Below are 14455 nucleotides of genomic sequence, written 5' to 3' on the forward strand. Positions count from 1 at the left end.
GTCTCAGGAATGCAGTCCGAGCAGCACGCTCAGGCCGCGCAGGCCGGCGCGAATGCCTTGCGATAGCCGCAGCCGTCGCAAATCGACATCGCAGTAGATGCTGTAGGCTGTCCAAACACGACGCCGGCAACGCTATTCGAGTATTCCGACCTGCCAGTCCGGCAGTGGTGCAATTGATGATATCCACGGCCAGTCATTGCCGCATTGCATTACAGCAATTGTCGCCGCATTCGCGCATTTACTTCGAAAAACAACCTTTCAGTGATGCAGCGGCATTACATTCGAACCGCCGCCGGCCGAAGAAAAGACCGCGCACTACTCTGCTGCGCCGCGGGCGCTATCGGGTATTCTTATTGATGCGCGTCGTTTTCCGTCCGTGCGCTCTATGCCACACACAATCACTGCCACTAATCGACCTGACGCTTTAAGTTTACGTGATAATTGCCGCGCAAACCCCGTTTGAATCCACTCACCGTCAAATGCGCAGGGCATGGCTTTCAGCGAACCAAGGTCTTCGTTTTTCAAATGGGTCGTGTCTTGTGCTCACAACCTGAGTCCAGACAACCGCCAGATCTTGCTCGCGCATTTATTTACGCGAACCGCATCCATCATATTCGCGTCGATTTGCGAAATCAGCGTTTGCGCAACCGCTTTCTATCTGTATCCGATTCCGCTTTACGCCGCGTGGGGCATCGCCGTGGTCGCCTTGCTGATAGCGCGCCTCACGTTGATCTGGCTATGCCGCAGGCGCAGCGCACAAGACCGGCCGACGCCGACCTCCGCATTTTTACTGGTGAGTCTGCTATGGAGCGTGCTATTCGGCTTTGGCACATTACTGTGCAATATCAGCGGAAATCCGACGCTTTTTCTGCTGGGCAACGTTTGCGCGGTCGGCGTGATCGGCGGATTGGCCGGTCGCAATGCGGGCACGCCCCGACTCGTGCTGTTGCAAATCACTTTCATTCTCAGCCTGTTGGGTCTCGGTGCGGCGCTGTCGCCGGGCAATGGCAAGCTCGTGCTGCTGTTTCAGGCGCCGTTCTGCGCAGCGGGTTTTTTCACCGTGGCGCTGCGCAGCAATCGCGATACCGTCGCTTTGCTGCTGGCCCGCGAAAATAGTCACCGCCTGGCTCGCCTTGACAGCCTCACCGGCTTGCCCAATCGCGCACGTATCAGCGAACTGCTGCTGGAGCGCACGGAAATGGGCGCGATGCGGCACGATCAGCCGTTCGCTGTTCTACTGATCGATCTCGATGGTTTCAAAGCGATCAACGACAGCCTCGGCCATGCAGCAGGCGATCAGATTCTGCAGGAGGCGGCGAGCCGTTTGCGTGAGACGCTGCCGAGCGGCGAGCTGGTGGGACGCCTTGCCGGCGACGAGTTCGTCGCCATCGCCGATGGCATGAGTCAGGCGCGCGAGGTGCGTGTGCTGGCCGAGCGCATCGTCAAGACACTCGCGCGCCCGTTCACGTTGAGCGAAGCGCTCGTGCATATCGGCGCGAGCGTCGGTGTTTCGCTCTATCCGCGGCACGCGAAGACCGGACCACAATTGCTGATCTGCGCGGACCGCGCGCTGTATGCGGTCAAACGCAGCGGCAAAAGCGCATTCGCGTTGTTCGATGCCGACAGGCACGTATCTGATGAAAGCCTGAGTTTGCTGCGCAGCGACCTTGAAGGCGCGCTGAAGACGTTCAATGGTTTGCGCATGGAGTATCAGCCAATCGTCGATCTCAGCGACGGTACGGTTTCCGGCCGGGAGGCGCTGATGCGCTGGACCCACCCGACTCGCGGCGAGCTTTCGCCAGTCGCGTTCATTCCGACCGCCGAGCGCACGGGCCTGATCCTCGCATTGGGTGAATGGGCGTTGCTGCAGTCGTGCTCGGAAGCAGCGACATGGCGCGACGAGGTCGTGGTCGCGGTGAACGTGTCACCGGTGCAGTTGCGCGAAGAGTCGTTTGCGTCGACGGTCGCGGCGATTCTGCGCAGGACAAGGCTGCCGCCGGATCGCCTGAACATCGAGGTGACGGAGACGGTGCTATTGAACGACGACACCGTGACGCGGCGCAACGTCGCGAGGTTGCGCGCGTTGGGCATCGGCCTGGCGCTCGACGATTTCGGCACCGGCTTTTCGACCATGTCGACGCTCGTGCGCTTTCCGTTCGACAAGCTGAAAATCGACAGCTCTTTCGTCAAGGAGTCCGTGCATGGTCGCGAATCCGCGGCGGTGGTGCGCGGGATCGTCGCGCTGGCGCGGGAAATAGGCATTCCGACTACGGCGGAGGGGATCGAAACGCAGGAACAACTGGACTTCGTGCGCGTGTGCGGATGCACGCACGCGCAAGGCTTTCTGTTGGGCGGTCCACTGCGCGGCAGCGAAATCGAGCAGATTGCCGCGAACCCGGCTGCGCATTTGGCGGACAAGACTGTGAGCGCGCGGCGTTGAGGTCCGGCGCCGAGTTAAATCATCGAGGTAGATATGACCGGCCCATTGCAATTTCAGTTGAGGATCACCGTCTCGCCTGAACTGGCTGACGCTTTGCGGGCCCGCCCGTGCCACGAGGCAAATGCTGCGCTAAGCGAGGTTCTGCGCAGACACGGCGCAACGTTGAAATGCCAGTTCGATGCATTCGCCGATTACGTCAGCGAGGCGGAACGACTGGGGACGGAGAAGTATCCGCTCTATCAATGGACTCGGGACACGATCCGGAATCCGGAGAAGAAAGCGAAATATCTGCGGTCATTTACGGTCTATGTGAAGGGCGACGAAGTTTATGGCAAAGAAATCGCGGATGCCATCGAAACAGAACTGTTGAAGCTGGTCGGCGCAAATGGTGTCCACCGTGTGCACAAATTCGATACCGATCCGGCGAATAATCCGCAGCCGCCCACGCAGTAACGGTTGCCCGGACAGAGATGGGTTGCCGCGGCGCTGCAATCGGTGCATTGGAGCGCTTTTCATGCGGTGGTTCTGCGACTCCGCCCTGCGCGTGTTGTCATGCAATTTATTCAGTGATCCAAAATAAACTAAAACCGTCACTCAACTCTGCGACTCATGCGCCCGCAACGAGCGCTGGCTGATCCGCGGGATCATTTGTTACACGTCTTACCGGGCCACGCCGCGGCAGTTACAAAGCCGTTCGAATGGCCGGTTATACTCGGCGCCGTCTCAAAAAAATTAAAGACCTCTTATGTCGAAGAAAATCATCCAATTGGTAGCCGTTGCTGCATTCACAGCTGCGGCATCGTTGTCGGCAGTTGCCGGCGATATGAACAACGCGCTTGGCGGCGCACTGGGCGGTGTGGCAGGCGCGGCGCTTGGCGGCGCGGTGGGCGGCAGCACGGGCGCTGTGCTCGGCGGCGCAGTGGGCGGCGGGGCCGGTGGCGCCGTGACGTCGAATCGCCGTGAGCGCACGGGCGCGATCATCGGCGGGGCGCTGGGCGGTGGTGCGGGCACAGCGGCCGGCAATGCAATGGGTGGCCGTGGCGGCGGCCTGGTCGGCGCGGCGCTGGGCGGCGGCGCGGGTTCGGCACTCGGTGGCAACATGTCGCGCTCGAACTCATATGGGGGTGATTACTCGCGTGGCTACGGTTCGCGCAAGCACCATAAGCATCGCCACTACGACTAAATCAGCATGTCGGGTGGGCATCGTTTGGCGAGCGCGGTCGCGCTGCGGCCGCGCCCACGAAGCAGTGGATGCACGCGAAATGGCGCCGCGATCCTTTACCAGCGCTTGCCCACCACGGCAAACGCGGCAGCGTCGCTCCCTGCGGGCACCGAAGCGCAGCAGCAGACTTCGGCTCGTCGACGAACGGGGCGTCCGGCTTCATCCCTGAAGGTCAGCAGGCACGACCAGACCGACGATCGCGGCGGCGAAGCCGGTCCCGCTCATGAAGCCGCTCGCCGTACGGGAGCGGTCATACGCGATGTCCATGGCACGGCTCGCATCCATGTTGATTTCGTTGGTCGCTATTTCGACGAGCCCGACGTGAACCTGAGCACGGCGTCCCTGAACCCGGCACTGCCGTACACTTCTTCGATCAGATCTTCGTCGTCGAACCGCTGTTCGACCACGATGCGGCGCAGGCTCTCCTTCACCGCTTTCTGCGTCACCGGCGACAGCGCGATAAGCCGTTGCGCCAGCGCATGCGCGGCATCCTGCAAAGCGTCCTGCGTGAAAACGCCATACATGTACCCGCATTCCAGCGCTTCCGCGGCGCCGAGGTAATCGGCGAGCAGCAGCATCTTCTTGACGCGCGGCACGCCGAGCGCCGCCTGAAGTCGCGCGAGGTTGCGTGAGGACAGCGTGTTCGACAGCGTCTTCGCGATAGGTACGCCCAGGCGCGAGGTGTCGCTGCACAGCCTGAAGTCGCAAGCCGTCGCGAGCGCGAGGCCGCCGCCTACCGCCCACCCGTCGATCACGGCGATGGTGGGCTTGGCAATGCGCTCCACCGTGTCGATCACGCGTTCGACGAAGGCCTCGTAGACAATGCCATCGCGGCCGTCGCGGAAGTCCTTGAAGTACGCGATGTCGGTGCCGGCAATGAACGACTTGCCGCCCGCGCCGCGAAACAGGATGCAGCGCACGCTGCTGTTCTGTTCGCACTGTGCGATCAGCGTCAGCAGCGACTCGTACATGTCGAGCGTCATCGCGTTGTGCCGCTCGGGCCGGTCGATCACGATCTCCGCGGCGCCCGACGGATGGACGGTTAGCGTGACGGGCTCGCTCATGATGCCCTCCCGTTGATCTCGGCAAAGATCTCGTCATTGTGCTCGCCGAGCAGCGGCGGATGGCGGCGCACCGTTTGCGGCGTGCCGAGCATCTTGACGGGGAAGCCGATGTTCTTGACCTTACCTTCGTTCGGATGGTCGATCTCCATGCACATGCGGCGGTGCTGGGCGTGCTCGCTTGCAAACGCTTCGGGGTACGAAAGGATGGGGCCCGCCGGAATGCCGGCCGCGAGCATCGCGTCGACCCAGTCGGCGCTGTTGCGCTTCGCGAATTCCTGCTCCAGTACCTCGATCATTGCCTCGCGGTTCTTCAGTCGTAGCGATACGGTTGCGTAATCCGCGTGTTCGACCAGGTCCGGGCGTTGCAGCAGTTCGCACAGCTTCGTCCACAGCTTCTGGTTGGTCGCGCCCATCACGAAGTACCCGTCGCGCGCCTTCACCGCCTGGTAGGGTGCGCTCATCTTGTTGCTGGTGCCGAGCGGCGTCGGCGGCACGCCCGTGCCCCAGTAATCGGACATGTCCCAGATCGAGAACGCCATCACCGAGTCGAACAGCGACGCGTCGATGTGCTGGCCCTCGCCGGTTTTTTGCGCGCCGATGTACGCCGACAGCACGCCGTACACCGCGAACAGTGCGCAGCCGATGTCGGCCACCGGCACGCCTGCCTTGACGGGTTTGCCGTCCTTGTAGCCCGTTACGCTCATCACGCCGGACATGGCCTGCGCCATCAGATCGAAGCCCGGCCGCGAGGCCCACGGTCCGCTTTGTCCGAAGCCGGAAATGCTGGCGTAGATAATCTTCGGGTTGATCTTTCTGATCGATTCATAGTCGATGCGCAGACGCTGCACCACGCCGGGCCGGTAATTTTCGACGATTACGTCAGCCGTTTTGGCAAGCTGGTAGAAGAACTCGCGTCCTTCGTCGCTCTTGAGGTCGAGCGTCAGCGAGCGCTTGTTGCGGTTCATGTTCAGAAAGCCCATGCTGTCGGGGCCCTTCATCTTGAAGCCCATCGCACCGCGCGTCTGATCGCCTTCCGGCGGCTCGACCTTGATGACGTCGGCGCCCATGTCGGCAAGCAGCATGCAGGCGAACGGTCCGGCCATCACCTGGCTCACGTCGAGCACACGGATGCCTTCCAACGGTAGATGTTTCGATTCGGTCATGTCGAGGTTCTCTGGTTGAAGTGGTGATCAAACCGTGCGCTGGCGTTGGCGCGTAGCGAACGGTACGGTTAGATCAGGCGAGCGTGGTCGCAGGACTTGCAGTCAGCACGCGTGCGCTGCACAGGCCAGGCAATCGCTGATGCAGGCGGTTGTGCAGTTGACGACGCAGGCGAAGCGGGTATGAATCGGCATGCGCGATGGCGCTGCGGCGATCGCGCCAGGTATGCGGCGGCAACATCTCGTCTCCTGCATGAGCTTGATGCGCCACTTTCGCCGACAGAAAAAGCCGCCGCAAGAATGGTCCAGTCATGCCTGGTTTCGCGTGCCGCGAAACCGGAGAGCGTGCGAACTAAGCCATTTTGCCGACCAGGCGGTTCACCACGTTGCTCAGCGTCTGCTCCTGCGCATGTCCCTCGACGCAAGAGAGCACGTAGCTGCGCTGATGCCAGTCTCCCTGCAACGCGGCGGACGCGAGCGAGGGCTCGGGATGAAAACTGCGCAGCACTTCAGGCGGCATCAGGCCGACGCCGAGCCCATGCCGCACCATTGCGAGCATGGTGTCGAAACCGCTGACCGTGAAGTTGTTGGCAAATAGCCGTCCCCGGCTGCGATACGCGCGCTGCACGGCCGACAGCACCGCCGACCCTTTGCCGAGACTCACGATAGGCACATCGAGAATATCGTCGATGCCGATCGGCTCGTCGTGAAACTGAAAGTGCGCGCGGCTATATACCAGCACCAGGCGGTCGTTCCTGTATGGAATCTGGGGAAGGTCCAGAAAGCCGCTCTTCTTCTCGTAGATGCCCACGTCGATCACCTTGTCGCGCAGCAGTTGCTGCACGATCTTGCTGTTCTCTTCGACGATCTTCAGCGTGATGCCGGGATACTTGTGCTGAATGTCGGCGATCTCGCCCGCGAGGAACTGAATGACGACCGCCTTCGGCGCGCCAATGATGATGCGGCCGTCGAGGCCGTGGTTGAGCGCTTGCGCGTCGCCTTCCAGACGGTCGATCAGATTGTCGATCTGCCGCAGGTATTGCAGTAGCTTGCCGCCCGATTCGGTGACTTCGACCCCGTGCGGCACGCGCCTGAAGAGCCGCGCACCGAGTTGCTCCTCGAGATCCGATACGCGTCGCGACGCGGCGGCCACGGCCAGATTGAGCTTGTCGGCGGCACGCGAGATGCTGCCCTCCTCGACGATCGCCAGGACCAGCCGGACGGTTGTCGTATCGAATTTCAAAGAGGACTCCAGGCTTGTCAAAGGGAGCGCGATTCCGGTCGCTTGGTCATGGCGGCGCATAGGTGCGCCGCCACTGCCATCGGCGTGCGCCAACCACTCGAGGTAACCGCGGCTCAAGTGTGCAGAATCAGCTTCTGCACACGCCAGTTCAGCAGTTCAGCGACGAACAACGTATTCTCCGCCGGGCACGCCATCTGATGAATCCAGCCGAACTGCTTCGGCTGCTTGCCCGCTTTGCCCAGCACGCCGAGCACCTTGCCGTCGAGCGTCATCTTGTAGATGCGGCCCGGAAAAGCGTCGGCGCTGTAGAGCACCTGGTTCGGCCCCGGTGAAATGCAGATCGCCCACGGCGAGCCGGGCGCGAAGGTGCCGGCCGCGATCGCCGCTTCGTCCGGCATGTTGCCGATCGCCGGACGCGCATCCGGCGGCACCGGCACGTCGATAGTGAATTGCCGCAAAAACGTGCCTTCGGTGTCGAACACCTGGATGCGCCGGTTGCTGCGGTCCGCGACATAGACGTTGTTGTGCGCATCGACCGCGATGCTGTGCGGCGTATGAAACGGGCCCGGACCTGTGCCGCGGTCGCCCCATGACTTCACCCAGTTGCCGTCCCGGTCGACCTTCGCGACGCGCGAGTTGATATAGCCGTCGCTGATGTAGGTGTTGCCGGCCGCGTCCCACGCGACATCCGTCACCTGGCGAAAGCGCCCAGGATCGGACGGCAGCGGCGGATTCGGGTGCTTGAGGGGAGCGGTGTCCTCGTCGGAGGCTTCCTGCTTGCGGCCGAACACCATCGCGACGCGGGCGTCCGGCGGGAACTTGATCACCATGTCGGAGCCTTTGTCCGTCACCCAGATGTTGTCCTGTCGGTCCACCTTGACGGTGTGCGCGAACGACCACGCATACAGGTGGTGGCCGATCTCGCGAACGAAGCGTCCGTCGGGTGCGAACTCCAGGAGTTGCGCGGCGGCGGCACCATACGCGGGCCCGGTGCTGTTGCCGCGAGACAGCACGAAGATGTGCCCGTGCGAGTTCAGCGCGACGCCGGAGCATTCGCCGAAGTAGGTGTCTTTAGGTAGATGTACGGGTTCGGCAATGGAGTCGTAAGGAATGGCTGGCGCCGCTGGTGTGTCTGCAAACGCCGCCGGCATGGCGAGCCCCGCGGCGCTGCCGGCGATCAGGCTCATGAAAGTCCGGCGACTCATTGCCCGATGCACTGCACTGCCGCAGCACGGACAAAACGACGCATATTGCTCGTTCATTCGATGTCTCCTTCGACCATTAAGATAGCTGCATTGCGGTCCGTCAGGTGCTCACGTAGTGACGCTCGAAACGTGCAAAAGCAATCGTAGTGCACAACGCGCTGAATAGCTAAGCGGACGCGGCACGCGGGGCAGGCAGTCACGCATGCCCGCAAGCACGCCAATCTCTTTGCTAATATGTAAAGCCGCGACTGCACTTAAACCGTTGTACAAAGGAGATTCGAATGAGCAAAGGATATTGGGTGTCTTCCTACCGCAAGACCAACGACCCGGCGAAGCTCGCCGCCTATGCGCAGCTTGCCGCGCCCGCGGTGGCGGCAGCCGGCGGCAAGTTCCTCGTGCGCGGTGTAGCAGAAGAGGCTCGCGAACAGGGCTTGAAGGAGCGCACCGTGGTGATAGAGTTTCCGAGCTACGAAGCGGCGCTGGCCGCCTATTCGAGCGATGCCTACAAGAAGGCGCTCGAAGCTTTGGGTGACGGCGTCGAGCGCGATTTGCGCATCGTGCGCGGCACCGACTGATTCTCCAGCTGCGCAGGGCAACGTGCCTCGCCACGTTCCCTATGACGATGTGCGGCGCCGCCCACGACGAGTCGAATCGCCGGGCGCCGCACGCGCTGCCTGAAGTTGGTACAAAGCGTTGTTATCAAAGCGGCACGAGCGTCACTTCACGGCCCCCAGCGCCAGCCCCTTCACCAGATACCGCTGCAACCAGGCAAACACGATCGATACGGGCAACGTCGCGCAGAGCGTAGCGGCCATCACCAGATGCCACTCGACCACATACTTGCCCGCGACCATGTCCGTCACCTGCACGGTGAGCGTCTTGTTTTCCGGCGAGCGAATCAGCGTATAGACCACCGCAAACTCGTTCCACGCGTTGATGAACGTGAAGATCGCGGTTACGACGATCGCCGGCACGGCGAGCGGCAGGAACACCTTGAACACGGCCTTGGTCCGCCCGCATCCTTCGAGCCACGCCGACTCTTCCAGATCACGCGGCACGGTCTGAAAGTACGACGACAGCATCCACACCGCAAACGCGATATTGAAAGCCGCATACGAAACGATCACGCCGATCTTCGAGTCGACGAGGTTGCCGTCGCCGAACGGGATCATCGCGGCGAGGCGGAACAAACCGACCACGAGCAGGATCGGCGAGAGCATCTGCGTGACCAGGAGAAACTGCCGGTACAGACCGCGTCCGCGAAACGGAAAGCGCGCGAGCGCATAAGCGGCCGGCAGGCTTACCGCGAGGGCGAGCATTGTCGACAGCAGGCTGATGACCGTGCTGTTGCGCAATGCGACGCCGAAATTCGCCGCGTCCCACATGTCGACGAAATTGCGCCATTGCCAATGCACGGGCAGCCAGCGCGCCGGATACACGAAAATCTCCGAAGCCGGCTTCAATGCGGTAAAGAACATGACCGTGAACGGAAACAGCACGACCACCACCAGCGGCGACAACGCGAGCCAGCACCACAGCGAGCGCCTCATCTTGGCGTCGAGCCTCATGACAGGTCTCCTTCTTTCGCGCGCTGCAGGCGCAGATAGGCGATCGAGAAAACGAACAGCATGACGAGCATGATCAGCGAGACCGCCGCCGCTTCGCCGGGACGTCCGAGCCGGAAGCCCAGCTCGTAGAGATACGTGACGAGAATGTGCGTGCTGTTGTCGGGGCCGCCTTGCGTCATTACCCAGATGATCGGGAACGAGTTGAACACGTAGATCACGTTCAGCAGAATCGTCATGTTGATGAACGGGCGCAGCAGCGGCATGGTGAGCTGGCGGAACTGCTGCCAGGCGCTCGCGCCGTCGATGCGCGCCGCCTCGTAGATATCGCCGGGCACGGACGAAAGGCCGCCCAGCAGTATCGTCACCGTGAACGGAATCGACACCAGAATGCCGACGGCGATCTCAACCGGAAACGCCAGCTCCGGCGTCGCGAGCCAATGGATCGGACCGCCGATCAGGCCGAGCCTTTGCAACGTGACGTTGACCATCCCGTAGTCGTCGTTGAAGGCCCAACGCCAGACCACGGCGGTCATCGTCAGGGACACGGACCACGGCAGCATGACGATCGTGCGTGCTACGCCGCGTCCGTGGAAATCCTGATTCAGCACCAGCGCCACCGGCACCGAGATCAGCACCGTGCCGCCGACCACGCACACGGTCCAGATGAGCGTGCGTCGCGTGGATGCGAGAAACACGGGGTCGCTGAACACGTTGTAGAAATTCTGCAGACCCGTGAAGTCGCGAATCGCGCCGAAACGCGACACTTCATGCAGCGATTGCCACACGATGTTGAAAATCGGATAGCTGATGATGAACAGCGCGAGCACCAGGCTCGGCGCAATCAGCAACCAGGGCGCTTGCAAGCGCGAAGAAGCGGAACGGCTCATGCGTGCTCGATGGTAAGACGCGTGCGCGCTCCATGCGCGGGCGCGACGGGATGGGGCGGGTCGTGCTGCACGTGCATCACGGGAGCGACGCGCGCCGCCCTGGGCAAGGGCGGCGCGCGTTGCGCGCTAGCACGTCACATCAGTTCAGTCTGTGAGCATCAGTGGCCGAGCGACTTGTTCGCTTGCGCGGCCGCCGCGTTCAATGCATCGGCCGGCTGCGCCTTGCCAAGGTAGATCGATTGCATTGCATCGGTCACGGCTTTCGCGGTGTCTTCCCAGCCGGTCACCGTCGGCGCGAAGTGAGCCGTCGGCAGCAGTGCGACGAACGCCTTGGTGTCCGGATCGTTGAACGCCGGATCGGTCGCCTCGGCCTTGGTGGTCGGCAGGAAGCCTTCGGTCGACGTGAACGCGACGCGCGGTTCCTTCGTGAACAGATAGTCGAGGAACTTCCACGCCGACTTCTTCACCTTCGAGTTCTTGAACATCACGATCGAATCCGTGACCGCATACGTGGCGTGCGTGGTGCCCATCGGGATCGGGTCGATGCCGTACTTGAGGTTCGGCGCTTCCTTCTTGATCTGCTTGGCGAGGAACGGCGCGGAGATCATCATCGCGACGCGGCCCTGCTTGAAGAGGTTCTGCACGTCTTCACGGCTATAGCCGGTTACGCCCGGTTGCGTCAGACCCTGGTCGATCATCGACTTGTACAGCGTGGCCGCCTTGATACCGGCCGGCGAATTGAACGCCGCCTTGCCGTCCTTGCCGACCACGTCGCCGCCGTTGGTCCACAGCGCGTAGTAATAGTAGACGTCGGTTTCGATTTCCTTGCCCTGCAGACCGAAGCCCGCAACGCCTTGCGCCTTGAGCTTTTTCGACGCGTCGATCACGTCGTTCCAGGTCTTCGGGCCGTCGGGATAGCCGACCTTCGCGAGCAGGTCCTTGTTGTAGTACAGCGCGCGCGCGGAAGCGGCGATAGGCAGGCCATAAGTCTTGCCGTTGATCTGACCCGGCGCGAGAAACGGACCAATGAAGCGGGCCTTGAAACTGGCGTCCATGTAGCCGTCGAGCGGTTCGGCCACATCGTCCTTCACGAAGTCGAGCAGCCAGCGCGTGCCGACGATCGCCAGGTCGGCGTTGGCGTTGCCGGAGATGTCCGTTTGCAGTTTCTGTTGCAGCGTATCCCAGTTCACGTCTTCGATCTTGATGGTCGTGCCGGGGTTGGCCTTCTCGAAGTTGCGGGCCATTTTTTCGAAGTACGGTGCGGTCGCGTCGCTGTAATGGGCGACCGTGACGCGGACCGTGTCGGCGTGGGCCGCGACGGCGATACCGGCGAAAGCGAGCGCCACGGCGACTTTGCCGAGCGCGAGGGAAGCACGGGCATGCAACGACATTTCTCTCTCCTGTGTCGAACGGAGTGAGCGCTTGAGCGCTTGCCTCCGGTCCCATCCTGCGATGGTGGGGTGGTCTGCTGCCGTCGCCGGCGGCTGGGGTTGAATTGTTTGAAAAAATCCTACATGACGCAAAATTGCTTGTCACGTAGGGTCAACGATATTTTTTCTCGGCCGGATTTGTGCATAAGATGCTGTAACGCAGGGATATCCTGCATAACGCGATCCCGCCGATATCCAAACTTCGGGATCGCTGCGTTCAAGTGATGCGACCGGATTTGTAGGAAATTTACAGGCTAGTGCGCCGGTCTCGAACCGGCGGCGCGCCCAGAGGGAGGCGGAAATGAACCGTGTGGTGTTGGTGACCGGGGCGTGCGGCGGCATTGGGAGCGTGCTCTGCAGGCGCTTCGTGGAGCAGGGCGACACGGTGCTGGCGCTCGACCTCGACGCAGCCGCGCTGCGGGCACTGACCGCGCAACTGGGCGAGGCCCAGGTGACGCCGGTCGCCGTCGATCTCGGCGATGCCGCCGCCGTGCAGCAAGCGGTGTCCGACGCCGTGCGCATCCGGGGGCCGGTGGATGTGATGGTCGCGAACGCCGGCGCAGCGTTGGGCACGACGCTCGCCAACACGGACGCCGCGAGCTGGCAGCGCGACGTCCATCTGAATCTGAACGGCACGTACCACACGGTGGAAGCGGTGCGGGCGTCGATGATCGAACGGCAGCGCGGCGCGCTGGTGCTGATCGGCTCTGTAAACGGGCTGGCCGCGCTCGGTCATCCGGCCTACAGCGCCGCCAAGGCCGGCTTGATCAGCTACACGAAGGCACTGGCGATCGAACTGGGCCGTTATGGCATTCGCGCCAACATCGTGTGTCCGGGCACGGTGAAGACGCAGGCGTGGCAGGCGCGCGTCGACAAGAATCCGCAGGTGTTCGAGGACCTGAAAAAGTGGTATCCGTTGCGCGACTTCGCGACGCCCGACGACATCGCCGACGCCGTGCTGTTTCTCGCGTCGCCGATGGCGCGCGTGATCACCGGCGTCGCGCTGCCGGTAGACGGCGGTCTGATGGCCGGCAATCGGCTGATGGCGGAAGAACTGACGCTCGAATCGTTCTAAGCCATTTCACGTCACGTTCTGCCGAACCGCAACAAGGCGGCCGGCTCAACGCAGCAAGACAATGAGGACAGCATGGCAGCAGTGCAACTGAGCGGCATCTTCAAGCGCTATGGCGATACCCAGGTGGTCCACGGCATCGATCTCGCCATCGACGACGGCGAGTTCGTCGTGCTGGTCGGGCCGTCGGGCTGCGGCAAGAGCACGCTGATGCGGATGATCGCGGGTTTGGAGGAGATCAGCGGCGGCGACCTGATGATCGGCGGCACGCGCGCGAACAGCCTCGCGCCGCAGCAGCGCAATATCTCGATGGTGTTCCAGAGCTACGCGCTTTACCCGCATCTGTCGGTCTATGAAAACATCGCGTTCGGACCGCGGATTCGTAAGGAGTCCTCCGCGAGTTTCAAACCGCGCATCGAGGCCGCCGCGAAGATGCTGAATCTTGGCGGCTATCTGGACCGCTTGCCGCGCGCGCTGTCGGGGGGGCAGCGGCAACGGGTCGCGATGGGCCGCGCGGTGGTGCGCGAACCGTCGCTGTTCCTGTTCGACGAGCCGCTGTCCAATCTCGACGCCAAGCTGCGGGTGCAGATGCGCACGGAAATCAAGGCGCTGCATCAGCGCTTGAAGAACACGGTGATCTACGTCACGCACGATCAGATCGAAGCGATGACGATGGCCGACCGCATCGTCGTCATGAACGCAGGGCGGATCGAGCAGATTGGCCGGCCGCTGGAACTGTATGACCATCCGGCGAACCTGTTCGTCGCGAGCTTCCTTGGCTCGCCGTCGATGAATTTCGCGGAAGGGGTGGTCGTGAATCGCGCGCAAGGGCCCGGCCAGGTGTTAAAGCTCGCAGACGGTGCGGAGATCGTGCTGGAAAGCGTGAGCGCATCGGCCGCGCCCGGCGCGAAGCTCACGCTCGGCGTGCGGCCGGAGCACATCGAGACCACCACTCGGACACCCGACGCCGCGATGGACGTCGAAGTAGTGGAGCCGACTGGCGCGGAGACGCACTTGTACGGGAAAATAGGCGGCAACCCGTGGTGCGTGACGACTCGCCAGCGCTCGAAGGTCGAGCCCGGTCAGCGAGTCGCGCTGCGTTTGCCGGCCGAACATATTCATCTGTTCGATACGGAGAGTGGACGCAGGTTGGCCTGAACCGCG

Annotated in this window: 14 protein-coding genes; 6 read left to right on the plus strand and 8 right to left on the minus strand. The window is 62.4% G+C overall.

Annotation, left to right across the window (positions count from 1 at the left end):
* Positions 1-490 precede the first annotated feature (490 nt).
* From ABQJ48_RS09615 to ABQJ48_RS09625, 3 genes are all read left to right on the plus strand, one after another.
* Positions 491-2440 (plus strand): putative bifunctional diguanylate cyclase/phosphodiesterase, encoded by a 1950-nt coding sequence (locus ABQJ48_RS09615; protein WP_367837609.1) that lies wholly within the window; start codon positions 491-493, stop codon positions 2438-2440.
* A gap of 33 nt (positions 2441-2473) precedes the next feature.
* Positions 2474-2893: a hypothetical protein gene (locus ABQJ48_RS09620; protein WP_367837610.1), complete on the plus strand. Its 420-nt coding sequence runs from the start codon at positions 2474-2476 to the stop codon at positions 2891-2893.
* A 292-nt stretch (positions 2894-3185) separates the two neighbouring features.
* Positions 3186-3623 carry a hypothetical protein gene (locus ABQJ48_RS09625; protein WP_367837612.1) on the plus strand — a complete coding sequence of 146 codons (438 nt, stop codon included), beginning with the start codon at positions 3186-3188 and terminating at the stop codon, positions 3621-3623.
* Between the two features lie 198 nt (positions 3624-3821).
* Here ABQJ48_RS09625 and ABQJ48_RS09630 read toward each other — a convergent pair whose 3' ends face one another.
* The 5 genes from ABQJ48_RS09630 to ABQJ48_RS09650 all read right to left on the minus strand — a co-directional run bounded on the left by ABQJ48_RS09630 (position 3822) and on the right by ABQJ48_RS09650 (position 8391).
* Positions 3822-3947 (minus strand): hypothetical protein, encoded by a 126-nt coding sequence (locus ABQJ48_RS09630; RefSeq protein WP_367837613.1) that lies wholly within the window; start codon positions 3945-3947, stop codon positions 3822-3824.
* A gap of 17 nt (positions 3948-3964) precedes the next feature.
* A complete protein-coding gene (locus ABQJ48_RS09635) occupies positions 3965-4726 on the minus strand; it encodes an enoyl-CoA hydratase (protein ID WP_367837614.1) in 762 nt (253 codons plus the stop codon).
* The gene (locus ABQJ48_RS09640) at positions 4723-5889 is read right to left on the minus strand and encodes a CaiB/BaiF CoA transferase family protein (RefSeq protein WP_367837615.1); all 1167 of its coding nucleotides are present in this window, start codon (positions 5887-5889) and stop codon (positions 4723-4725) included. The genes ABQJ48_RS09635 and ABQJ48_RS09640 overlap by 4 nt, the downstream gene beginning before the upstream one ends.
* A 349-nt stretch (positions 5890-6238) precedes the next feature.
* Positions 6239-7129 carry a LysR family transcriptional regulator gene (locus tag ABQJ48_RS09645; protein ID WP_367837616.1) on the minus strand — a complete coding sequence of 297 codons (891 nt, stop codon included), beginning with the start codon at positions 7127-7129 and terminating at the stop codon, positions 6239-6241.
* 113 nt (positions 7130-7242) lie between these two features.
* The gene (locus ABQJ48_RS09650) at positions 7243-8391 is read right to left on the minus strand and encodes a peptidyl-alpha-hydroxyglycine alpha-amidating lyase family protein (RefSeq protein ID WP_367837618.1); all 1149 of its coding nucleotides are present in this window, start codon (positions 8389-8391) and stop codon (positions 7243-7245) included.
* Positions 8392-8615: 224 nt separating this feature from the next.
* Between ABQJ48_RS09650 and ABQJ48_RS09655 the strand changes: the two genes are divergently transcribed.
* Entirely contained in the window at positions 8616-8909 is a 294-nt protein-coding gene (locus ABQJ48_RS09655) for a DUF1330 domain-containing protein (protein WP_367837620.1), read from the plus strand.
* Between the two features lie 141 nt (positions 8910-9050).
* On the opposite strand, the gene ABQJ48_RS09660 is transcribed toward ABQJ48_RS09655, so the two are convergent.
* The 3 genes from ABQJ48_RS09660 to ABQJ48_RS09670 all read right to left on the minus strand — a co-directional run bounded on the left by ABQJ48_RS09660 (position 9051) and on the right by ABQJ48_RS09670 (position 12180).
* Positions 9051-9902: a carbohydrate ABC transporter permease gene (locus tag ABQJ48_RS09660; RefSeq protein WP_367837622.1), complete on the minus strand. Its 852-nt coding sequence runs from the start codon at positions 9900-9902 to the stop codon at positions 9051-9053.
* On the minus strand, positions 9899-10789 hold the full coding sequence (locus ABQJ48_RS09665) for a carbohydrate ABC transporter permease (RefSeq protein WP_367837624.1): 891 nt from the start codon (positions 10787-10789) through the stop codon (positions 9899-9901). Before ABQJ48_RS09665 ends, ABQJ48_RS09660 begins: the two co-directional genes overlap by 4 nt.
* Before the next feature lie 158 nt (positions 10790-10947).
* Entirely contained in the window at positions 10948-12180 is a 1233-nt protein-coding gene (locus ABQJ48_RS09670; protein ID WP_367837626.1) for an ABC transporter substrate-binding protein, read from the minus strand.
* Positions 12181-12520: 340 nt separating this feature from the next.
* Here ABQJ48_RS09670 and ABQJ48_RS09675 point away from each other — a divergent pair, with 340 nt between their 5' ends.
* Together ABQJ48_RS09675 and ABQJ48_RS09680 are read left to right on the plus strand one after the other, a co-directional pair.
* Positions 12521-13294, plus strand: a complete 774-nt coding sequence (locus ABQJ48_RS09675) for an SDR family oxidoreductase (protein ID WP_367837628.1) — start codon at positions 12521-12523, stop codon at positions 13292-13294.
* A gap of 72 nt (positions 13295-13366) precedes the next feature.
* On the plus strand, positions 13367-14449 hold the full coding sequence (locus tag ABQJ48_RS09680; protein ID WP_367837630.1) for an ABC transporter ATP-binding protein: 1083 nt from the start codon (positions 13367-13369) through the stop codon (positions 14447-14449).
* The last annotated feature ends 6 nt before the right edge of the window (positions 14450-14455 follow it).

The sequence above is a fragment of the Paraburkholderia suaedae genome (genome assembly GCF_040812055.1).
Lineage (GTDB): Bacteria > Pseudomonadota > Gammaproteobacteria > Burkholderiales > Burkholderiaceae > Paraburkholderia.